The sequence below is a fragment of the Porphyrobacter sp. TH134 genome (assembly GCF_002855495.1).
Lineage (GTDB): Bacteria > Pseudomonadota > Alphaproteobacteria > Sphingomonadales > Sphingomonadaceae > Erythrobacter.
Genome location: NZ_PKRO01000029.1, coordinates 17,715 through 39,898, shown reverse-complemented (window position 1 = coordinate 39,898; position 22,184 = coordinate 17,715). Strand labels below are relative to the sequence as shown.

21 protein-coding genes and 1 tRNA gene are annotated in these 22,184 nt (G+C 63.7%); 17 read left to right on the top strand and 5 right to left on the bottom strand.

Annotated features, from left to right (window positions below):
* Positions 1-95 precede the first annotated feature (95 nt).
* The 4 genes from phaR (at position 96) to rnr (ending at position 6,107) form a co-directional block, all read left to right on the top strand.
* The gene (gene phaR / locus C0V72_RS12125) at positions 96-683 is read left to right on the top strand and encodes a polyhydroxyalkanoate synthesis repressor PhaR (protein WP_101794403.1); all 588 of its coding nucleotides are present in this window, start codon (positions 96-98) and stop codon (positions 681-683) included.
* A gap of 61 nt (positions 684-744) precedes the next feature.
* Entirely contained in the window at positions 745-2,289 is a 1,545-nt protein-coding gene (locus C0V72_RS12120) for an aminoacyl--tRNA ligase-related protein (RefSeq protein WP_101794402.1), read from the top strand.
* A 38-nt stretch (positions 2,290-2,327) separates the two neighbouring features.
* Positions 2,328-3,692 (top strand): M28 family peptidase, encoded by a 1,365-nt coding sequence (locus C0V72_RS12115; protein ID WP_172439011.1) that lies wholly within the window; start codon positions 2,328-2,330, stop codon positions 3,690-3,692.
* Positions 3,693-3,809: 117 nt separating this feature from the next.
* On the top strand, positions 3,810-6,107 hold the full coding sequence (gene rnr, locus C0V72_RS12110; RefSeq protein ID WP_233999927.1) for a ribonuclease R: 2,298 nt from the start codon (positions 3,810-3,812) through the stop codon (positions 6,105-6,107).
* A gap of 9 nt (positions 6,108-6,116) precedes the next feature.
* Here rnr and C0V72_RS12105 read toward each other — a convergent pair whose 3' ends face one another.
* Positions 6,117-6,569 (bottom strand): universal stress protein, encoded by a 453-nt coding sequence (locus C0V72_RS12105; RefSeq protein WP_101794400.1) that lies wholly within the window; start codon positions 6,567-6,569, stop codon positions 6,117-6,119.
* 150 nt (positions 6,570-6,719) lie between these two features.
* Between C0V72_RS12105 and C0V72_RS12100 the strand changes: the two genes are divergently transcribed.
* From C0V72_RS12100 to lpdA, 4 genes are all read left to right on the top strand, one after another.
* Complete coding sequence (locus C0V72_RS12100) at positions 6,720-8,153, top strand: 2-oxo acid dehydrogenase subunit E2 (RefSeq protein ID WP_101794399.1); 1,434 nt, start codon at positions 6,720-6,722, stop codon at positions 8,151-8,153.
* Positions 8,150-8,566, top strand: coding sequence for a hypothetical protein (locus tag C0V72_RS12095; RefSeq protein WP_143704583.1), 417 nt, complete (start codon positions 8,150-8,152; stop codon positions 8,564-8,566). The genes C0V72_RS12100 and C0V72_RS12095 overlap by 4 nt, the downstream gene beginning before the upstream one ends.
* Positions 8,559-8,933: an acyl-CoA thioesterase gene (locus C0V72_RS12090; RefSeq protein ID WP_101794397.1), complete on the top strand. Its 375-nt coding sequence runs from the start codon at positions 8,559-8,561 to the stop codon at positions 8,931-8,933. The genes C0V72_RS12095 and C0V72_RS12090 overlap by 8 nt, the downstream gene beginning before the upstream one ends.
* Before the next feature lie 216 nt (positions 8,934-9,149).
* Entirely contained in the window at positions 9,150-10,559 is a 1,410-nt protein-coding gene (gene lpdA / locus C0V72_RS12085; protein WP_101794396.1) for a dihydrolipoyl dehydrogenase, read from the top strand.
* A gap of 14 nt (positions 10,560-10,573) precedes the next feature.
* Here the strand turns inward: lpdA and C0V72_RS12080 are convergent.
* Positions 10,574-10,663 (bottom strand) — tRNA-Ser (locus tag C0V72_RS12080).
* Positions 10,664-10,751: 88 nt separating this feature from the next.
* Between C0V72_RS12080 and C0V72_RS12075 the strand changes: the two genes are divergently transcribed.
* The 9 genes from C0V72_RS12075 (at position 10,752) to mazG (ending at position 18,743) form a co-directional block, all read left to right on the top strand.
* Complete coding sequence (locus C0V72_RS12075; protein WP_101794395.1) at positions 10,752-11,804, top strand: lytic murein transglycosylase; 1,053 nt, start codon at positions 10,752-10,754, stop codon at positions 11,802-11,804.
* Positions 11,805-11,890: 86 nt separating this feature from the next.
* The gene (locus C0V72_RS12070) at positions 11,891-13,045 is read left to right on the top strand and encodes a D-alanyl-D-alanine carboxypeptidase family protein (protein WP_233999926.1); all 1,155 of its coding nucleotides are present in this window, start codon (positions 11,891-11,893) and stop codon (positions 13,043-13,045) included.
* Positions 13,042-13,674 carry a dTMP kinase gene (tmk, locus tag C0V72_RS12065; RefSeq protein ID WP_101794393.1) on the top strand — a complete coding sequence of 211 codons (633 nt, stop codon included), beginning with the start codon at positions 13,042-13,044 and terminating at the stop codon, positions 13,672-13,674. Before C0V72_RS12070 ends, tmk begins: the two co-directional genes overlap by 4 nt.
* A complete protein-coding gene (locus C0V72_RS12060) occupies positions 13,671-14,627 on the top strand; it encodes a DNA polymerase III subunit delta' (RefSeq protein WP_101794392.1) in 957 nt (318 codons plus the stop codon). The genes tmk and C0V72_RS12060 overlap by 4 nt, the downstream gene beginning before the upstream one ends.
* Positions 14,620-16,188, top strand: coding sequence for a methionine--tRNA ligase (gene metG / locus C0V72_RS12055; RefSeq protein ID WP_101794391.1), 1,569 nt, complete (start codon positions 14,620-14,622; stop codon positions 16,186-16,188). Before C0V72_RS12060 ends, metG begins: the two co-directional genes overlap by 8 nt.
* Complete coding sequence (locus C0V72_RS12050) at positions 16,188-16,964, top strand: TatD family hydrolase (RefSeq protein WP_101794390.1); 777 nt, start codon at positions 16,188-16,190, stop codon at positions 16,962-16,964. Before metG ends, C0V72_RS12050 begins: the two co-directional genes overlap by 1 nt.
* Positions 16,961-17,743, top strand: a complete 783-nt coding sequence (locus C0V72_RS12045; protein WP_101794389.1) for an MBL fold metallo-hydrolase — start codon at positions 16,961-16,963, stop codon at positions 17,741-17,743. The genes C0V72_RS12050 and C0V72_RS12045 overlap by 4 nt, the downstream gene beginning before the upstream one ends.
* The gene (locus C0V72_RS12040) at positions 17,740-17,937 is read left to right on the top strand and encodes a hypothetical protein (RefSeq protein ID WP_101794388.1); all 198 of its coding nucleotides are present in this window, start codon (positions 17,740-17,742) and stop codon (positions 17,935-17,937) included. Before C0V72_RS12045 ends, C0V72_RS12040 begins: the two co-directional genes overlap by 4 nt.
* 38 nt (positions 17,938-17,975) lie before the next feature.
* Complete coding sequence (gene mazG, locus C0V72_RS12035) at positions 17,976-18,743, top strand: nucleoside triphosphate pyrophosphohydrolase (RefSeq protein ID WP_101794387.1); 768 nt, start codon at positions 17,976-17,978, stop codon at positions 18,741-18,743.
* A 4-nt stretch (positions 18,744-18,747) separates the two neighbouring features.
* Here mazG and hflX read toward each other — a convergent pair whose 3' ends face one another.
* The 3 genes from hflX to ntrX form a co-directional block, all read right to left on the bottom strand.
* Positions 18,748-20,016, bottom strand: coding sequence for a GTPase HflX (gene hflX, locus C0V72_RS12030; protein ID WP_233999925.1), 1,269 nt, complete (start codon positions 20,014-20,016; stop codon positions 18,748-18,750).
* Between the two features lie 50 nt (positions 20,017-20,066).
* Complete coding sequence (gene hfq / locus C0V72_RS12025; RefSeq protein ID WP_101794385.1) at positions 20,067-20,642, bottom strand: RNA chaperone Hfq; 576 nt, start codon at positions 20,640-20,642, stop codon at positions 20,067-20,069.
* A gap of 148 nt (positions 20,643-20,790) precedes the next feature.
* Entirely contained in the window at positions 20,791-22,173 is a 1,383-nt protein-coding gene (gene ntrX, locus C0V72_RS12020) for a nitrogen assimilation response regulator NtrX (protein WP_101794384.1), read from the bottom strand.
* Positions 22,174-22,184 lie beyond the last annotated feature (11 nt).

Here is a 22,184-nt window from a genome sequence, read left to right as displayed (position 1 = left end):
ATCAGCCGCTCAGCGCAAAACCTCTGCATCCAAAGCGTGAATCAGATTTTACGCCAAACGGGAATCCCCTAATCCCCACTTTCGCAACAGGTCTAATGGTTGGCAGAGCGAAAGCAGCATCAGGTACCGCAGGCGATGCCATCATTATCAAGAAATACGCCAACCGGCGGCTCTACAATACCGCCTCGTCAAGTTACATCACGCTGGAAGATCTGGCGCGGATGGTGCGCGAGAATGTCGAGTTTCAGGTGCTTGATGCTAAGTCCGGCGACGATATCACCCATTCGATCCTCACGCAGATCATCATGGATGAAGAGGCCAATGGCGAGCAAATGCTGCCCGTCAGCTTTCTGCGTCAGCTGATCGGCATGTACGGCAATTCCATGCAGGCGATGGTGCCGTCCTACCTTGAAGCCAGCATGGCCAATTTCCGCGACAATCAGACCAAGATCCGCGAAGCCTTTGAAAAAGGCATCAGCGCAACGCCGTTTGCCGCGATCCATGAAACCAACATGGCGATGATGCGCGCGGCCGCTGATGTTCTTCTGCCGGGCATGGCCAAGGGTGTTGGCAAGGATCGCGAGAAGCCCAAGCCCGCCGCCGGCGAAAGCCGCGACGAAATCGCCGTGCTGCGCGAGCAGATGGCGGCGATGCAAAAGAAGCTGGACGAACTCGGCAAATAACGGGAAAGGCGCGGCGCGTCAGCGGCAACAGCCGCCCCCGTTCAAGCAGGAAGCCTCACCCGTGTCCAACATCCGCCACGCGCTCACCGTCAAGCGCGAAGACGACTTTGCCAAGTGGTATCAGGAAGTCATCAGCGCCGCTGACCTTGCCGAGGAATCGGGGGTGCGCGGCTGCATGGTGATCAAGCCCTGGGGCTACGGCATCTGGGAGCGTATCCAGCGCCTGATGGATGACCGGATCAAGGCCGCCGGCGTGCAGAATTGCTATTTCCCGCTGTTCATTCCGCTGTCCAACTTCACCCGCGAGGCCGAGCATGTCGAAGGCTTTGCCAAGGAAATGGCGGTCGTCACCCACCACCGCCTGATTGCGGACGGCAAGGGCGGGCTGATCCCCGATCCTGCCGCCAAGCTTGAAGAACCGCTGGTGGTGCGCCCGACGTCCGAAACCATCATCGGCGATGCGATGGCGCGCTGGGTGCAGAGCTGGCGCGATCTGCCGCTGCTCACCAACCAGTGGGCCAACGTGGTGCGCTGGGAAATGCGCACGCGGATGTTCCTGCGCACCAGCGAATTCCTCTGGCAGGAAGGCCACACCGCGCACGAGACGCGCGATGATGCGGTCGCCGAAACGCACCGCGCGCTCGAAATGTACCGCGCCTGCGCCGAGGATGATCTCGCGCTGCCCGTGATCGCAGGCGAGAAGCCCGAGAACGAGCGCTTCCCCGGCGCGGTCGAAACTTGGTCGATCGAAGCGATGATGCAGGACGGCAAGGCGCTGCAGGCGGGCACCAGCCACTATCTCGGCACCAATTTCGCGCACGCGGCCGGCATCCAGTATCAGGACCGCGAAGGCACGCAGCAGTTCTGCCACACCACCAGCTGGGGCGTCTCCACGCGGCTGATCGGCGGGGTGATCATGACCCACGGCGATGACGACGGCCTGCGCGTTCCGCCGGCCATCGCGCCGCAGCAGATCGTCATCCTGCCGATGCTGCGCGAAGCGCCCGAGGATGCCGAACTGATCGCCTATTGCGAAACCGTGCGCGCCGCGCTGGCCGCGCAGACCGCTCTTGGCGAACGGGTGCGCGTCCTGCTCGATACCAAGCCCGGCAAGGCCGCGGCCAAGCGCTGGGACTGGGTGCGCAAGGGCGCGCCGGTCATCATCGAAGTCGGCCCGCGCGACATGGCCGAGGGCAAGATCGCGGTGCTGCGCCGTGACCAGCTGTGGAACACCGCCAACGGCAAGCCCGCCTTCACCTATCCGGCTCACGGCGACTTCGCGCCGCAAGCAGGCGCGCTGCTCGAAGCGATCCAGCAGAGCCTGTACGAAGAGGCGCTCGCGCGCCGCGATGCCAACATCACCCGCGGCGTCACCGAGTGGCAGGCCGTGGCGGACCACTTCGAAAAGGGCGGCAAGTATCCGGGCTGGGTCGAGGTCGAATGGGCCAAGCCCACCGGCGCGGCGCTGGACGCGGTGGTAGAGAAGCTGAAAGCGCTGAAACTCACGATCCGCAACGTGCCGCGCGGCGGCGCCCCTGCGGACGGCGCCTGCATCTTCACCGGCGAGCCGGCGCGCGAGCGGATTCTGGTGGCGCGCGCTTACTAGTCTTGCGCCGCGCGGGCGGGGCGGGCAGACAGGCGCGCATGATCAAACATGCCCTGCTGCTCTCCGCCCTCATCGCCACGCCGCTCGCCGCGCAGACCCACCCCGCCGAAGCGGTGTCCGAAGACCGCCTGAAAGGCGACGTCGAAAAACTGGTCAGCTTCGGCACGCGGCACACGTTGTCGGTGCAGGATAATCCGACACGCGGGATCGGCGCGGCGGTCGACTGGGGGCTGGCTGAGTTCAAGCGCATTGGCGCCAAGTGCGGTGATTGTCTCGAAGTGCTACCCGTCGGCGACACCGTCACCGGCCCGCGTATCCCTACGCCGACTCTCGTTCGCAACGCGGTCGCGATCCAGCGCGGCACCGAGCGGCCGAACGAGGTCGTGATCGTGCAGGGTCATATCGACAGCCGCGTGACCGACGTGATGGACGCGACTTCCGACGCACCGGGCGCGAATGACGATGGCAGCGGCACCGCGCTGGTGATCGAGGCGGCGCGGGTGCTCAGCGGGACGAAGTATCCCACCACGATCATCTATGCGCTGCTTTCGGGCGAGGAGCAGGGCCTGCACGGCGGCCGCATCCTCGCCGATTGGGCGACGGCGCAGGGCTTCACCGTCAAGGCGGTGCTCAACAACGACATCATCGGCAATTCCTGCGGCAAGGATGGCTATTGCGAGCCCAAGCTGGTGCGCGTCTTTTCCGAAGGGCCGCGCGCTGACCTGACCGAGCGGCTTCGCGCTGCGCAAACCCGGTTCGGGGGCGAGAACGATTCGCCGGGCCGCAACCTGTCGCGCTGGGTGGCCGGGCTTGCCGCAAAGCATCCCGATGAAATGCAGGTCCGCCAGATCTGGCGCACCGACCGCATGGGCCGCGGCGGCGATCAGGTGCCGTTCCTGCAACAGGGCTACCCCGCGATCCGCTTCTCCGTCGGGGTCGAGGATTACGATCACCAGCATCAGGACCTGCGCACCGAGGATGGGGTGTTCTACGGCGATACGATCGAGGAAATGGACTTCGCCTACCTCGTCGGGGTGACGAAGCTGAATGTGCGGGCGCTCGATGCGCTGGCGCGTGCTCCGATGCCGCCCAAGGTGACGGTGGATGCGGCAGTGCGGGTGGACACCGAGCTCCAATGGGGCGCTGTTGACGGCGCGCAGACCTACACCATCGCCAAGCGCGCGACCAATGCGACCGAATGGGATGATGCCGTGACGATCGTTTCGCTTGAAACTCCGGCAGCCGCGAATGCTGCGGGCGCGCAAGATAAGGTCATCACCAACGTCCAGAAGGTGCGCGGCGATGACTGGATGTTCGGCGTTGCAGCCTGCGCGGACACCTATTGCTCGCCCGTCTCCAGCGCCGTGCCGGGCGGGGCGTTCGAGCCGGTTGGGAAGGAATAACCTTCGTCATTGCGAGGAGCCGCAGGCGACGCGGCAATCCAGAGCGCTGGTCATTACCGCACTGGATTGCTTCGCCTGCGGCTCGCAATGACGATGCTTATGGGCTAGGGCGCTTCCATGCCCAAGCCCCCCAAACTCCCCCAAGGGATGCCCAGCGCCCAGCAGGTGCTCGATTTCATCCAGTCCTCCGACATTCCCGCGGGCAAGCGCGAGATCGCCAAGGCGTTCGGGCTGAAGGGGCAGGAGAAGATCAAACTCAAGGCCCTGCTCAAGGACATGGCCGAGGACGGGCTGATCGACGGCAAGAAATCCGCCTTCCATCGCATGGGCGGGGTGCCCAAGGTCACGACGCTCAAGATCGTCGCGATCGAGGATGGCGATCTGATTGCCGAACCCGATAACTGGGATCCCGAAGCGCCGGGCAAGGCCCCGCGCCTGACCATCCGCGAACCGCGACCCAAGCCCGGGATGAAGCGCCCCCCGGCGCTCAAGCGAGGCGACCGCGTACTGGCGCGCACCGAGGAAGCCCCGGAGGGTTGGCGGGCGCATGTCATGAAAAAGCTGCCCTCGCGCACCGAAGGGCTGATGGGCGTGGTGGAGATCGACAAGACCGGCAAGGCTTGGCTCGCGCCGGTGGACAAGCGGGTGCGCCAATCGACCCCGATTGCCGACGTGGGCGAGGCCGAGGCTGGCCAGCTCGTGATCGCCGAGCGCGTCGGCCGCTCTGACCGCGCCGGGGTGAAGGTGATCGAAGTCGTCGGCGATCCGCTCGCGCCGCGCAGCTTCAGCCTGATCGCGATTGCCAAGCACGGCATTCCCAATGTCTTCCCCGAAGAGGTGCTGGAAGAAGCCCCGCGTGCCGCCAAGCTCAAGCTGTCGGACAAGACCCGCGAAGACCTGCGGCATCTGCCGATCGTCGCCATCGACCCGGCGGATGCGCGCGATCACGACGATGCGATCTGGGCCGAGCCCGATGGGCAGGGCGGGTTCAACGCGCTGGTCGCGATTGCCGATGTCAGCTTCTACGTCCGGCCCGGCAGTCAGCTTGACCGCGAGGCAAGGAAGCGCGGCAATTCGGTCTATTTCCCCGACCGCGTAGTGCCGATGTTGCCCGAGGTGCTGAGCGCCGACGTCTGCTCGCTGAAAGAAGGCGAAGACCGCGCGGCGATGGCGTGCCACATGCACATCAACGCCGATGGCAAAGTCAGCAGTTTCCGCTTCACCCGTGCGCTGGTGCGGATTGCGCACAACATCGCTTACGAGGATGCGCAGAAGGCGGTCGATAGCGGCACGCCGCCGGAGTACCTCGCCAATCTGTGGGAGGCATGGAAGGCATTGTCCGCCGCGCGCGATGCCCGCGATCCGCTCGCGCTCGAACTGCCCGAACGCCGCGTGGTGCTGAACGAAAAGGGCGAGATCGCCGAAATCGCGATCCGCGAAAGGCTCGATGCGCACCGCGTGGTCGAGGATTTCATGATCGCCGCCAACGTCGCTGCGGCCAAGGCGCTGGAGGCCAAGACCGCGCCGGTGGTCTACCGCATCCATGAACCGCCGAGCCGCGAGAAGCTGATTGCGCTGCGCGATTACCTCGCCACGATGGGCAAGAAGCTCAGCTTAGGGCAGGTGGTGACGCCGGGCCTGTTCAACCGGATGCTCAAGGATGTCACCGACGAGGCTGAAAAGGCGCTGGTGATGGAGGCGGTGCTGCGCAGCCAGACCCAGGCCTATTACGGCCCGGCCAATGCCGGACACTTCGGGCTTTCGCTGGGGTCATACGCGCACTTCACCTCGCCGATCCGCCGTTATTCCGATCTGCTGGTGCACCGCGCGCTGGTGGATGCGTACAAGCTGGAACAGCCTGCCCCGCCGGGTTCGATCCCCGCGACCTCCGGCCTGTCAGACCGCGACCGCGCGAGCCTCCAGCAGATTTCCGACGCGATCAGCCAGACCGAGCGCCGCGCAATGGAAGCCGAGCGCGACACCATCGACCGCTATGTCGCCGCGTGGCTTTCGGTCCGGGTGGGCGAGGTGTTCGACACGCGCATCACCGGCGTGCAGGGCTTCGGCTTTTTTGCCACCATCGTCGGCCTTGGCGGCGACGGACTGGTGCCGATCTCGACCCTGGGGGGCGAATATTTCCGCCATGACGAGGCCGCCCTGGCGCTGGTCGGTACCGACAGCGGCACCACCTATGCCAGCGGTGACCGGCTGAAGCTCAAGCTGGCTGAGGCCAACCCGCTCACCGGGGCGCTCAAATTCGTGCTGCCCGATGCCGATACAAGCCGGATTGAGCCTCGCGGCAAGCGGCCGGATGATCGCGTTCGCACTTCGGGCGGCCCGAGAAAGGCGGGCAAGTTCATGGTCGGCCAGCGCGGGCGTCCCGGTAATATCCGCCATCAGGGACGCAAGAAATAGCGCCCGCTATCAGGCCTGATGATCGGCGCTGGTCTCGTCGTAGTCTGCCGGGATGATGTACAGCGGGCAGGGCAGGTTGCCCGCCGCAGCCGAAAAATGCGTGACCAATGGCCCGGGCGCTGTTCCCTTGGCTGCACCCAAGACCAGGGCTGCGACTTCCTTGTGTTCGGCGAGAAACTCGCTGACGATTTTTTGGCCCTGCCCGATCTTCACCGAAATGGTCGGCATGATCCCGCTGGTCGCCAGCAGGTTGCCCGCCACGCCGTGAGCGAGCATCTCGGCCCGGTCATGCGCTTCGGCTTCGATCGTGGCCTGCACCGCGCCGAACGCGCTGAAGTTTTGCTGCGGCACCAGCGCCAGCAAATGCACCGCGCCGCCCACTGCTGCCGCCCGCCTTGCGGCGTAGCGCAAAGCCGAGGTTGCCTCCTCGCTCTCGTCGATGATGACCAGAAATGTGCGCATGTCTTCAAGGCCCCGTTAGGCGCCGGGGTATCAATGCATTCGTATGGATTGGCAAGTCCCCAGCGCTCAACCCCCATTCTGGGCCTTGCCCGCCGCTAGGGAATTGGCCAGAGACGGGCCAAGGATCGATAACGGGAGTTACTGCGGATCATGGCTCTGGACATCAAGATGCCGGCTTTGTCGCCCACCATGGAAGAAGGCACGCTCGCCAAATGGCTGGTCAAAGCGGGCGACACCGTTCGTTCCGGCGACGTCATGGCCGAGATCGAGACCGACAAGGCGACAATGGAGTTTGAAGCGGTCGATGAAGGCGTGATCGCGGAAATTCTCATCCCTGAAGGCAGCGAAGGCGTGAAGGTCGGCACGGTGATCGCGCGGCTGACGGTGGAGGGCGAAGAAGCCGCGCCTGCTCCCGCTGCGGCTCCCGCTCCCGCTGAGGAGGCCCCTGCCGCCGACGGCCCCGCTGCCACCCCGACCGCACGCAAGCTGGCGGAGATCAATGGCGTCGATCTGGCCGGACTGACCGGCACCGGCCCCAAGGGAAAGATCACCAAGGAAGATGTCGAGGCCGCGATTGCCAAGGGCGGCGGTACGCCCGCTCCCTCGCCAGAGCCAGAGCCAGAGCCAGCGCCCGCCGCAGCCGTAGCCGCGCCGGCACGCGAACCCGCTGCTTCGGGAGAGCGCATCATCGCCTCCCCGCTGGCCAAGCGGATCGCGGCAGACAAGGGGATCGACTTGGCGCAGGTCAAGGGCACTGGTCCGAATGGCCGGATCGTGAAGGACGATGTCGAGAGCTTCACGCCAAGCGCGGTTGCGTCGCCCGCTCCGTCGGCAAGCGCAGCGGCACCCGCACCCGCACCCGCGCCCGCCCCGGCCCCCGCCATCGAAGGCGGCGCGCCGTTTACAGAGGAAAAGTTGTCCGGCGTCCGCAAGGTCATTGCCCGCCGCCTGACCGAGTCCAAGCAGACCGTTCCGCACTTCTATCTCACCATCGACATCCGGCTCGATCCGCTGCTCGAACTGCGCGCGCAATTGAACAAGTCGCTGGAGCCTGACGGCGTGAAGCTGTCGGTCAACGACCTGCTGATCAAGGCGCTCGCCCGCGCGCTGATCCGCGTGCCGCAGTGCAATGTGAGCTACCACGCCGACACGCTGCGCCGTTACGAGCGCGCCGATATCTCCGTGGCGGTGGCCGCGCCGTCGGGCCTCATCACGCCGGTGATCACCTACGCCGACACCAAGGGCCTCGCCGCGATCTCGACCGAGATGAAGACGCTCGCGGGCAAGGCGCGTGATGGCAAGCTGATGCCGCACGAATATCAGGGCGGGACGGCAAGCCTGTCGAACCTCGGCATGTTCGGGATCAAGCAGTTCGATGCGGTGATCAACCCGCCGCAGGGCATGATCCTCGCGGTCGGCGCGGGGCAGCAGGCGCCCTATGTGGTGAATGGCGCAATTGAGGTTGCGACGGTGCTCCACGCCAGCGGCAGCTTCGACCACCGCGCCATCGACGGCGCCGACGGCGCGCAGCTGATGGAGGCGATCAAGCAGCTGGTGGAGAACCCGATGGGGTTGGTGGTGTGACGACGTTTCGTCCAATCGCCTCATTTCTGCTGATTGCAATCCTAGTTTCGATTGCGCTTGCTTACTTTGGTGCCGTCATCTCTTGGGCCGACAACCTCAGATTGCCCTCTCCGGTCGAACTCTTTTTGGGCCCGCTTGTCGTTGTGCCGCTCTATGCGCTTTTCGTTTCTGTCGGTGGGCTTGTGTTCGGGTTGCCTACGCTTCTGAGCCTTCGCAAGCTTGGCTTGGCAAAAAATCGCGCTGCCCTGATTGCTTCCGGCACAGGCGTCGGCACCGTTGCTGCGTCAGTGATCCTGCTTGGCTGGCTTGGACTAGTCGCTGTTCCGATTGTTGTCTCTCTGGGTGCGATCGGGGGCGGTCTGGCAGCAGCCCTTTGGTTTGAACTCGAAGAGAAGCGACAGGCACATGACTGACCGTTCCCCCCAAATCCGCGTCACCGCCATGCCCGCCGACACCAACCCCTATGGCGGGGTATTCGGCGGGTGGCTGATGGCGCAGATGGCGCTGGGCGCTGGCTCTCTCGCAAGCCGCGTGGGGCAGGGCAAGGCGGTGGTGGTCTCCGCGACCGATTTCGCCTTTCCGGGCGCGATGGCGGTGGGGGACGAGCTCAGCGTCTATTGCGACCTCCTCGCCACCGGCACCACCTCGCTCACCATCGCCGCCGAGGCCATCGCGCGCGAGCGTAACGGCGAGACGACCATCAAGGTCGCAAGCGGCACCTTCAAATTCGTCCTGATCGGCGAGGATGGCCGCCCGCGCGCGGTCGAGCAGGTGGCGTGATGGTTTTCCTACCTGGCGCAGATCGCGTAATCGATACGCGTACCCAAGCTGCCAACCATCCCCGCATCGAAAGCCTGCCACTTCCCTGTGTCACCTTTGAAAATCTTCGCCGAAACACCTGAATTATCTGCATAAAAACGATGCTGGGAAAGTGACACGCTGTAACCTTTGTCAACTTCCCAACTCTGTTCCCCAAAGACCTGAAGGCTGAAAGAAATGTCGACTTCCTATGATGTGATCGTGCTCGGTTCCGGCCCCGGCGGCTATGTCGCGGCGATCCGCTGCGCGCAGCTCGGGCTCAAGACCGCGATTGTGGAACGCGAGAATCTGGGCGGCATCTGTCTCAACTGGGGCTGCATCCCCACCAAAGCGATGCTGCGTTCGGCCGAGATCTTCCACTACATGCAGAACGCCAAGGATTACGGCCTTGTCGCGCAGGGGATCGAGGCGGATCTTGCCGCCATCGTCAAGCGCAGCCGCGGGGTGGCCAAGCAGCTCAATCAGGGCATCGGCCACCTGATGAAGAAGAACAAGATCACCGTCCATATGGGCGAGGGCAAGCTGACGGGCGCGAACAGCCTGACGGTAACGTCTGACAAGGGGGAGGAGTCCCTCACCTCGAAGCACATCATCGTCGCCACTGGCGCACGCGCCCGCGACCTGCCTTTCGCGCCCGCTGACGGCAAGCGCGTGTGGACCTATCGCCACGCCATGACACCCACGGAACTCCCGGCGAAGCTATTGGTGATCGGATCGGGCGCGATCGGGATCGAATTCGCCAGCTTCTACAACGACCTCGGCAGCGAGGTGACCGTGGTGGAAATGCTCGACCGGATCGTGCCGGTGGAAGATGCCGATGTCTCAACCTTCCTTGAAAAGTCGCTGAAGAAGCAGGGCATCACGATCATGACCGGCGCCGGCGTTGACGCGATCAAGGTGACCGACAGCGGCATCACCGCCACCATCAAGGACAAGGCGGGCAAAAGCGCCACCAGCGATTTCACCCACGTGATCGTCGCCATCGGGATCGTCCCGAACACCGAGAATATCGGGATTGACGGGCTGGCGGACATGGACCGCGGCTTCATCCAGATCGATCCCTATGGCCGCACCAGGACCAAGGGCCTTTGGGCCATCGGCGACTGCACGCCCGGCCCGTGGCTGGCACACAAGGCGAGCCATGAAGGCGTCACCTGCGCAGAAGCCATCGCGCAGGAACTGGGCAACACCGACGTCCACCCGCACCCGCTGAACCGCAACAATATTCCCGGTTGCACCTATTGCCACCCCCAGGTCGCCAGCGTCGGCCTGACCGAAGCCAAGGCCAAGGAAGCGGGCCACGAGATACGCGTCGGCAACTTCCCCTTCATCGGCAACGGCAAGGCGATCGCGCTGGGCGAGGCGGAGGGCTTCATCAAGACGATCTTCGACGCCAAGACGGGCGAGCTGCTGGGCGCGCACATGGTCGGCGCAGAAGTGACTGAGCTGATCCAGGGCTACACTGTCGGCAAGACGCTTGAGACGACCGAGGCGGAGCTGATGCAGACCGTTTTCCCGCACCCGACCTTGTCGGAGATGATGCACGAAAGCGTGCTCGACGCCTATGGCCGGGCGCTGCATTTCTAGTGCGGTTGGGATGGTGGCGGACAGGGTGGGATTCGAACCCACGGTAGGCTTGCACCTACGGCGGTTTTCAAGACCGCTGCCTTAAACCACTCGGCCACCTGTCCTCGTTTCCGCCCCTAGCCACAGTTTTCGGCTCTGTCATCCCCAGTTCGGTTGTTGGGAATTCATCGAAGGTGTGACATCCCCTTGCAGATGATTCCCCGGCTTCCTCCCATCATCGCGCTTGCTGTTGCAGCGTTACTGTTTCTTGGCGCTCCGCCAGCGTCTGCCCCGGCGGCGGCGCAGGCGGTCAGCGCTGATGGCATTCCTTTTGATGCCTATCTCGAACTGCTCAAGGCGCGCGCCCGGGCCGAGGGGGTGCGCGAGGATACGCTTGTGCGCATGACCGCGGGGCTCACCCCCAACGCGCGGGTGATTGCGCTTGATAATAATCAGCCCGGCAGCGCGACCACGCGGGGCTATCCGCCCATGTCCGGCTATATTGCCACCCATGTCGATGCGTCCCGCATTGGCGGCGGGCGCGCGGTTTACGGTCAGCATCGCGACCTGCTGGCCCGGATTGAGCGCGACTATGGTGTACCCGGACACGTGATCGTGGCGATCTTCGGGCATGAAACCAGCTATGGCCGGGTCAAAGGTGACTTTGATCTGGCCCGCAGCCTTGCCACACTGGCGTGGGAAGGGCGGCGCCGCGAATTGTTCGCCGGAGAGTTTGTCGCGCTGATGAGGGTCGCCGACAAGGGCTATGACCGCTCGCAGTTGGTGGGCAGCTATGCCGGCGCCTTCGGTAATCCCCAGTTCCTGCCCAGCGTCTATCTGCGCCTCGCCAGCGACGGCGATGGTGATGGCCGGGCGGACATCTTCTCCAACCGGGCCGACACCTTTGCGTCGATCGCCAATTATTTTCGCGATGCCGGATGGCGGCCGGGCCAGCCTTGGGGTGTGCGCGCCAGTGTGCCGGCAGGCTTTGACGCATCAGCCTATCGCACCCGCATTGTCTCACCCGTCTGCCCTCGCGTGCACGAACGCCTGAGCCGGTGGATGACCGTGGCCGAGTGGCGCGGCGTCGGAGTGGTGGCACAAAGCGGCCTTGCCGATGACGTCATGGTGTCATTCTTCCAGCCCGATGGCCCCGGAACACCGGCATGGCTGCTCACGGGCAATTACCGCGCGATCCTCGAATATAATTGTTCAAGCTATTATGCCCTCAGCGTCGGACTGTTGGCGGACGAAATCGTGAACTGACGCCGCCCGCTGCCTCGCCAAGCGCGCGGGGCGCAGGTATAGCCTGCCGCGATATGTCCCCAACACCCATACGCCTTGCGCTTGCTGTGCTCGTATTTTTCAATGCCGCTCTGGCAGGACCGGTCGCCGCCGCCCCGCGTGATCTTGCGCGGCCTGCTGCGGCTGTCCCCACGGCCACCGAAGCGCCGGTGGCGCTGCTGGTGGATCTGGGTAGCGGACAGGTGCTGCACGCGCGCAATCCTGACCGGCGCTTCATGCCAGCATCGGTCACAAAGGTAATGACGCTCTACCTCGCCTTCGAGCTCATTGCCGCCGGGCGGCTTGATCCGGCGCAGGTCTTTGCGATGAGCCCTGCTGTCGCGCGTGATTGGCGGCGCACCGGATCGACCATGTTTCTTGATGCAGGCGAGCGGGTGCGGGTCGATGATCTGTTGCTGGGCATTGCCAATGTTTCGGCCAATGATGGCGCGGCGGTTTTGGCCGAAGGTCACGCGGGATCGGTCACTGCATGGACCGGCGCGATGAACCGGACGGCGCTTGGCCTGGGCATGACAGGCAGCCATTTTGGTACGCCCAATGGGTTTCCCGATGAGGGGCGGACCTTCACAACCGCCAATGATCTTGTGACGCTGGCCCGTGCCATGGTCACCCGTCACCCGGACAAGTTTGGCTATTATATCGGACGAAGGGGTTTTGATTACAAAGGCATAGCGCAGGTCAACCACGATCCGATGATTGGGCAGGTCCCGGGCGCTGATGGGATCAAGACGGGGTTTACCAACGAATCGGGCTTCTCCTATCTCGGCACGGCGCGCCGCAATGGGCAGCGTCTGGTGCTAGTGCTGGCCGGGGTCGACAATGGCCGGCTGCGCGGACGGCTGGCGCGCGCCTATATCGAATGGGGCTTCAATGCGTTTGAGCGTAAACCCCTGTTCGGTGCCGGCGCCGTGGTGGGCACAGCGCGGGTGCAGGACGGTGATACCAGAACAGTGGGTCTGAAGGCAGCAGGGCCGGTCGCCATCAATCTGCCGCGGGGAAGCAATCCCGGCGACCTTGCCGCCACGATCCGTTATGATGGCCCCCTGCGCGCGCCGCTGGCGGCCGGGCAGGAGGTCGCCGTGCTGGAAGTGACGGCACCGGGCATCGCGCCCGCCCGGATCCCGCTCTATGCCGCTCAACCGGTGTCGGTGGCGGGTCCGTTTGACCGCATCGTCAATGCTGTCGCGGGAGTGTTCTCGTGAGCGGTGCGCGCGGCCGGTTCATCGCTTTTGAAGGCGGGGAGGGGGCGGGCAAATCCACCCAGGCCCGGCTGCTTGCCGATGCCTTGCGCGCGCGCGGCATTGCGGTGGTCATCACGCGCGAACCGGGCGGCACGCCGGGGGCCGAAGCAATCCGCGCCCTGCTGCTTGATCCGCCGGGCGAAGGCTGGCCGGCCGAGGCGGAGGCCCTGCTGTTTGCAGCGGCGCGCGCCGATCATGTAGCGCATCTGATCCGCCCGGCGCTGGCCCGCGGCGCGTGGGTCATCTGCGACCGCTTTGTCGATTCAAGCCGCGCCTATCAGGGCAGCGCCGGGGGATTGGGCGACGAAGCGATCACCACGCTCCACGCGTTCGGCAGTGCGGGCCTGCGCCCTGACCGGGTGATCCTGCTCGAAGGCGATGAGGCTGCGCTGGCTGGCCGTCTTGCCGCGCGCGGCGAAAGGGCCGATGCGATCGAGGGGCGCCCCGCAGAATATCACCGCGCGGTGGCTGCGGCTTTCCGCGCGCTGGCCAAGGCGGACCCGCAGGGCTTTGCGGTCATCGATGCCATCGGCGCCCCGGACGCTGTGCATCAGCGTATCCTGTTGGCGATCGGCGATCTGCTGGCATGACAGAATGGCCCAACCATGCCGAAGCATGGCGCCAGTGGCGCGATGCGCTTGATGGCGAGCGGATGCATCACGGCTGGTTGCTGGCGGGCAAGGCGGGGCTTGGCAAACGCGATTTTGCCATGGCGGCCGCGCGGGCACTGGTGGCGCAAGAGGGCGTTCCCCAGCCCACCGGCGAGCACCCTGATATCATCACCCTGACCTACGGCCCCAAGGACGATAAGGGCGAGAAGGCGCAGGCCGAAGGCAAGCCGTTCGAACTTGCACGCTCGATCCGCATCAAGCAGATTCGCGCCATGCAGCGGCGCCTTGTCACCCGCCCGACGCTGGGGAGCAGGCGGGCGATCATCATCGATCCGGCCGATGATCTGGAAAAATCCGCCGCCAACGCCCTGCTCAAAAGCCTTGAGGAGCCGCCGCAGGGCACGTTTTTCCTGTTGGTCACCCATCGGCCTGCGCGCCTGCTGCCGACCATCCGTTCGCGCTGCCGCACTTTGCGCTTTCCGGTGCTGACCGATAGCCAGCTGGCAGCGATGCTGGCCAGTGAAGGCCTCGCCGCCGACCCTCAGGCGATCGCCGCGGCGGAAGGCTCCTTTGGCGCAGCCATGCGATTTGCCGCGCAAAATCTTGCTCCGGTGGCCGCCGTGATTGCCGCGCTGATTGCACGCGGCGACACGGGGATGACAGGGCGGGGCGAGCTTGCACGCCTGATTGGCCCGCGCGCTGACCGCGAGCGGTTGCAGGCCGTGCTGGACCTTGCGCAATCGCTGGTGGCCGGGGCTGCACGCACATCGCCTGACCTGCAAACCCGCGCCCGGCTGATTGATGCGCATGCCGCGCTCGTTCGGCTTGCCGCCGAAGCGCCAACGGCCAATTTCGATCCCGGGATGATCCCCTTCGAGATCGGCAGCTTGCTTGTCGCGGCCGCTCCCGCTAGCGAACCGGCCCATGGCTGACCCCGAAAACACCCCTTTCTATATCACCACCGCAATCAGCTACCCGAATGGGCGCCCGCATATTGGCCACGCCTACGAGGCGATTGCAGCCGATGTGATCGCGCGCTTCCAGCGCCTGTCAGGCCGCCGCGTCCGGTTCCAGACCGGCACCGACGAGCACGGCCTCAAAATGGCGCGCAAGGCTGAGGAGCAAGGGCGCACGCCTGCTGCTTTGGCTCATGAAATGTCCGGCTATTTCCGAGAGATGTGCGATGCTTTGAATGTATCGTATGATCGCTTTATTCGCACCAGTGAGCCGGATCATCACCGCGCCAGCCAGGCGATCTGGCAAGCCATGGAGGCCGCAGGCGACCTGTACCTTGATCGCTACGAAGGCTGGTATTCCGTCCGCGACGAAGCCTATTACGACGCCAGCGAATTGGTGGAAGGTGAGGGCGGCGCAAAGCTGTCTCCCCAGGACACCCCGGTTGAATGGACGGTCGAGGAAAGCTGGTTCTTCCGGCTTTCTAAGTATCAGGACCAACTGCTTGAATTGCTGAAGACACCGGGCTTTCTCGAACCGGCGAGCCGCCGCAACGAGATGATCGCCTTTGTCGAAGGCGGCCTGCGCGATCTGTCGGTCAGCCGCACCAGTTTCGATTGGGGTGTGAAGGTGCCGGGGAGCGACGGCCATGTCATGTATGTGTGGGTCGATGCGCTGACCAACTATCTGACGGGGCTTGGTTATCCTGACGACATGGGCGAGCTGTGGCCTGCCAGCTTGCATCTGATCGGCAAGGACATCGTGCGTTTCCACACGATTTACTGGCCCGCGTTCCTCCTGAGCGCCAAGTTGCCGTTGCCGAAAAAGGTGTTCGGACACGGGTTTCTGCTTAATCGCGGGCAGAAGGAATCAAAATCGCTCGGCAATGTCACCGATCCGCTGGCATTGGCCGAAACGTTCGGGGTTGATGCCCTGCGATACTTCCTGATCCGCGAAGTCGCCTTCGGACAGGATGGCAGCTATTCGCCCGAAGCCATTGTTCAACGGGCCAATGGTGAACTGGGCAATGCCTTCGGCAATCTGGCGCAGCGCACGCTCGGCTTCATCGCCAAGAACCTTGACGGCTACCTTCCCGCTATTCGCGGTCATGCGGACACCGACAGCGCGCTCTTTGCGACCGTGGACCAAGCGCTGACAAAAGATATTCCCGAGGCTTTCGAGGGTCTTGCCTTGCAACAAGCGGTCGAGGCGTGGTTGCAGGCGGTATTCGCCTGCAACGCCTATATCGACAGCGAGGCGCCCTGGACCCTGCGCAAGACCGATCCCGAGCGGATGGAGACCGTGCTGGCCACCCTGTATATCTGCATTGCGCAGCTGGCGGTCGCGATCAGTCCGGTCATCCCGGCAAGCAGCGCCAAGCTGCTGGATACGCTGGGCATTACCGAAAATCTTCGCACAATCGAGGGCATTCGCAGCCACTGGTATTCGTCACTGGCCGAAAATGATCACCGGATCATCGCACCCGCCCCGCTGTTCCCGCGGCTCGAACTGCCCGTCGATGAGGTCGGGGCTGCCTGATGCTGGTCGATAGCCACTGCCATCTCGAATACAAAGGGCTGGTTGAAGATCAGAGCGAAGTGCTCGCCCGCGCACGGGCGGCAGGCGTCGGCGCTTTTCTCAATATCTCGACCCGCCAGAGCGAATGGGATCAGGTGGTCGCCACCGCCGCCCGAGAGCCTGACGTGTTTGCCAGCGTAGGCATTCACCCGCACGAGGCTGATGCGCATCAGGATCTGGGCCGTGCCGCCTTGCTCGAAGCGACCCGGCACCCCCGCGTGGTCGCGATTGGCGAAACCGGGCTCGATTACTTCTACGACAAGTCGGACAGAGAGGCGCAGAAGTCGCTGTTCCGCATGCATATTGATGTTGCCCGCGAAACGCAGCTCCCGCTGATTATCCATACCCGCGATGCTGAAGACGATACCCACGCAATCCTCGCCGAGGAGATGGGGAAGGGCAGCTACCCCGCGTTGATCCACTGCTTCACCGCGTCCGCTGATTTTGCCCACAAGGTGCTGGCGCTCGGCCTGACGATTTCACTGTCAGGCATCGTAACCTTCAAGAATGCCAAGGCCTTGCAAGAGGTTGCAACGATTATTCCTGAAGACCGGCTGCTGGTTGAAACCGACAGTCCGTTCCTCGCGCCGGTTCCGCATCGGGGCAGGGTGTGCGAGCCGGCTTATGTGGCCGACACAGCGGCCTTTGTCGCCGACCTCCGTGGAACGGATGTGAAACAGTTGACGGCGCAGACGACGCGCAATTTCTTCCAGCTTTTCAGCAAGGCCCGCCTGTGAAGTTGGTCATGCTCGGCTCTGGCACCTCAACCGGTGTGCCGCGGCTGGGCGGGCCTGACGGCACGGGCGATTGGGGTGACTGCGACCCCGAAGAGCCACGCAACCGCCGCACGCGGGTCTCGATCCTGGTCGAAAGCAATGAAGGCAAGCGGCTGCTGGTCGACACCTCGTCAGATTGCCGCGCACAATTGCTCGCCAATCGGATTGGTCATCTCGACGCTGTGTTCTGGACGCATGATCATGCCGATCATTGCCATGGCATCGATGATCTGCGGGTGCTGCGATACGGCCGCGGCGGGCCGATCCCCGGATTTGCCGAAACCGAAACCGTCCGCCGGCTGCGGCAGCGCTTCGGCTATGTTTTCGCAGGCCAGGAAGGCTACCCCACGATCTGCACGCTGGACACGCTTGATCGGCTGCGAATGATCGCTGGCTTCGGGGTCGATTGGTGCCAAATGGCGCATGGACCCGGAGAAACCACGGCCTACCGGTTTGAAGCCGATGGCAAGAGTATCGGCTATGCTACGGATTTCAGTGCGATTTCCGATGAGATGATCGATTTGTTCTACAAGGTCGACATCCTGGTGAGCGATTGCCTGCGCCGCGATCCGCATCCCACCCATGCGCATTTGGCGATGGCGATCGAACTGGGCGAACAATGCCGGGCTGGCCGTGTGGTCCTGAGCCATCTCGACAAGAGCATGGATTACCGGACGCTATGCGACGAAGTGCCAGACTTCGTGACGGTCGGTTATGACGGGCTGGAAATCGTCGCATGAACCCGGACTTGCTGCTGCCTGTCATCACCAGCATCGCCTGGCTTGTGGTATGCTGCGTGTCTTTGGCATCTTACCGGCTCAAATGGAGCCAAATGCTCAAGATGGCGCTTATCTGGGTGGTGATTTTCGGGGGGCTGTTTCTGATCGTGGAGTGGTTCCTTGTGGCCAGGGACACTGCAAGCGCCTTGCTATAGATTTTACATAATATATATTATCAATCTTGAGGATCGGCATGAGCGAGGCCCAAAATCAGTCCCCCATTGATCGGCTGCTCGCCATCATGGCCCGCTTGCGCGATCCGGAACGCGGCTGCGAATGGGATCTGGCACAGGACTTCGCCAGCATCGCGCCTTACACGATCGAGGAAGCCTATGAGGTGGCCGATGCCATCGCGCGCAGCGATATGACAGACCTGCGCGACGAGCTTGGCGACTTGTTGCTCCAAGTCGTGTTTCACGCCCGTATGGCCGAGGAAGCCGGCCACTTTGCCTTCAACGATGTCGCATCCGCAATCAGCGCCAAGATGGAAGCGCGCCATCCGCACATCTTTGCCGGCGCCGGCGGCACCATGGACGAGGCCCGGTGGGAAGATCTCAAGGCTGAAGAGCGCGCTGCCAAAGGCACTGACAGCGCCATGGACGGCGTCGCGATCGCGCTCCCCGCCTTGATGCGCGCCCAAGAACTCCAGAAACGCGCGGCTCGAACGGGTTTTGATTGGCCTGACCCATCGGGCTCCGAAGCCAAGATAACCGAGGAAATCGAAGAACTAAAGGCTGCAACCTCGGACGAGAACCGCGCCGAGGAAGCAGGCGACCTTTTATTCGCCGTGGTCAATTTCATCCGCGCCCACGGCATTAGCGCCGAAGACGCCCTGCGCGCTGCCAATGCCAAATTCGAGCGCCGCTTTCGGGCGATGGAGGCTCTAGCGGAAGGGAAATTTTCCACACTCTCCCTCGAAGCGCAGGAAACCTTGTGGCAGAGCGTCAAGAAAGCCGAGTAAGCCTTTAAGAAAGCGATGCAAACTGCCCCAGCTCCTTGGGGTTGAGCCGCACGGTCAAACGCCGCATCGGGCCTTCATCCGTACCCTCCGCCTCCGCCTCGGCCAGCACTTCGCCGTGGGCATGAAGCCAGGCAATCCGTCGCCCATCGCTGACTGGAAGGATAAAGCTGACCTCGCGCGCAGCCCCTGTGAGCAAGCGGGCGAGCTGGGCTTCGAGCAGATCGACGCCCTCGCCCGTGCCTGCGGAAAGGATCACAGCGCCCTGCCCTTCGCTCGCCTCGTGCAGTTCGGCCAGGCTTTCAGCGTCCAGCAGATCACACTTGTTCCAGATTTCGAGGATCGGGATCGTGCTGGTGCCGGTCTTGGCGTCAACGACACCGAGATCGGCCAGCACGTCCAGCACCTGCTTTTTCTGGGCGGCATGGCTGGGGTTGGCCATATCGCGCACGTGGCAGATCACGTCAGCAGCCGTGACTTCTTCCAGCGTTGCCCGGAAGGCGGCCACAAGCTGCGTCGGAAGGTCGGAAATAAAGCCGACCGTGTCTGACAGGATAACCTTTTCAACCCCCGGCAAGCCGATGGCGCGCATGGTCGGATCGAGGGTGGCGAACAGCAAGTCCTCAGCCATCACATCAGCGCCGGTCAAGCGGTTGAACAGCGTCGACTTTCCTGCATTGGTATAGCCCACCAGCGCCACCACAGGCCACGGTGCCCTGCCCCGGCGGTCGCGGTGCAGGGTGCGGGTCTTGCGAACCTGATCGAGTTCACGCCGCAGCCTGCCCATGCGCTGGCGGATCATCCGGCGGTCAGCCTCGATCTGTGTTTCGCCTGGACCACCCAGAAATCCAAAGCCGCCGCGCTGACGTTCCAAGTGGGTCCAGCTGCGCACGAGGCGGCTTTGCTGGTAATCGAGATGCGCCAATTCCACCTGCAAGCGCCCCTCGGCCGTCACAGCCCGCTCCCCAAAGATTTCGAGGATCAAGCCGGTGCGGTCGATCACCTTGCGCTTCAACCTGTCTTCGAGGTTGCGCTGCTGGATCGGGGTCAGCGCGCCATCCACGATGACCAGTTCGGCCGCATGCTGTTCGCACCACACACCAATATTCTCGACCTGCCCCGATCCGAACAGCGTATTGGGCTGCATCTGGCGAACGGGCAGCACCGCCGAGTGGGCAATCACAACACCAATCGCGAGCGCAAGGCCTTCCGCCTCGGCCAACCTTTCGGCAGGATCAAGGTCATAGCGCAGCGAGCGGATATCCGGGCACAGCACCAGGGCCCGCGCGCCGCGGGTTACCTCGTCCTGAAGATCGCTTTCGAAGGTCAGTCGTCTATCCCATCGTCATCACCGTCATCGCTAAGGTCGACTGGCGAGGCGGGCTGAATTGTAGAAACCGCGTGCTTGTAGGCCAGCTGGACGGCACCATCGCGTTCAAGCAGCATGCAAAACAGATCAAACGCCGCAATCCGGCCTTGCAGCATCACGCCGTTGACCAGAAACATCGTGACCTGCACTTCGGCCTCGGCCACCCGGCTCAGGAACACATCCTGAAGCAGCTTTTGCTTGCGTCCGCCCGCTTGGCTGCCGAACTGCGCCGGATCAAGCGATTGCGCCGGCATGATCGTGCTGATCGCGTGCTTATAGACCAGCTGCGATTGCCCATCGCGGCGGAGCAAAATCGAAAAATTGTCAAACCAGGTCACGATACCCTGCAATTTGACACCCTTGACCAGAAACATGGTGACGGGGATCTTGTTCTTGCGCAGGAGGTTCAGGAATGCATCCTGAAGGTTGCCTGTCTGCCGTGCTGCCTGGCTGCCGGCATCGCTGCCACGCGGTTCGCTCGGCGCGGCCGGCCGGGCAACGGGACGGGGAGAGAGCGTTCGCCCGCTGGACATGGTCGTGGCTCCTTTTATTGGCGGCCGGTTTTTCCGGTCCGCAAGAGTGAGGCCGCCGTGCAACGGGGCCCGGCTGCCCTTCATTGACTATAATGGCGATTAGGTCGCTTGGGGACAAGAATTGATTTGCCCCAAGCTGTTTTGCAGGTCAGTCGTCGTCATCGCGGCGATCGGCCATTCCGAGCAGTTTCAGTTTGCGATGCAGAGCGGATCGCTCCATCCCGATAAAGCTCGCCGTCTTCGAGATGTTCCCCGAAAACCGCCGGATCTGAATAGCCAGATATTCGCGTTCGAAACTGATCCGCGCCTCGCGCAAGGGCACGCCCATGATCGCGGTCAGGCTTTCGCTGGCGAGGCCGATCTGGCCCCCGATAATTTCCGGCGGCAGCATGTCAGGCTCGACCGTGCCAAGCCTTTCGCGCGGGGTCATGATGATCGTTCGTTCGACCACATTGCGCAGTTGGCGGACATTGCCCGGCCAGTCATAGGCTTGCAGCGCGGCCATTGCTTCGGCGGTGATCTCGGGCGGGGCAAGGCCCTGATCGTTGGAATAACGGGTAAAGAAATGCTCGGCGAGCGCCGGAATATCCTCGCGCCGCTGGGACAAGGCCGGCAGCACCACCGGCACGACATTGAGCCGGTAGAACAAATCCTCCCGGAACCGTTTTTCGGCCATTTCCACGGTCAGATCGCGCGTAGTCGATGAAACGACGCGCACGTCCACTCCGATTTGCCGGGTGCCGCCAACGCGCACGAAGCTCTGATCGGTCAGCACGCGCAGGATCCGTGCCTGCGTGGACAGCGGCATGTCGGCGATTTCGTCGAGATACAGCGTGCCGCCATCGGCCAGTTCCAGCAGACCGGGTCGCACCTGCTTGCCGCCAGCCTCCTCGCCGAACAGCTCCTGTTCAAACCGTTCGGGGGTGATGCGGGCCGAATTGACCAGCACGAATGCCCCGTTCGCGCGCGCGCTCCAGGCGTGCAGCAGCCGCGCAGCGACTTCCTTACCGGCTCCGGCGGGACCAGAGATCAACACCCGGCTGCCTGTGCTTGCCACCCGCTTCAGCGTGGCGCGCACCGCGTTGATCGACGGCGAATTGCCGGTGAACTCCGCGCTGCCCCAGCTGCCTTCTCGCAGGCGGCTGTTTTCGCGCCGCAGCCGCTCGGTTTCGGTCGCGCGTTCGACCAGCAGCAGCAGGCGTTCTGCCTCAAACGGCTTTTCGATGAAGTCCATCGCCCCGCGGCCCACCGCCGCGACCGCCGTGTCGATATTGCCGTGGCCCGAAAAGATGATGACCGGCAGGTTCGGTTCGCGCGCCTTGATCGCATCGAGCAGTTCGAGCCCGTCCATCTGGCTTCCGTGCAGCCACACGTCGAGCAGCACCAGCGACGGGCGCCGTTCATCGATGGCTGCGAGCGCTTCGGTGCTGTCGGCCGCGGTGCGGCAAGCATAGCCTTCATCGCCGAGCACCCCGGCAACCAGTTCGCGGATATCGCGTTCGTCGTCGACGATCAGGATTTCGAGTGCCATCCGGCAACTCC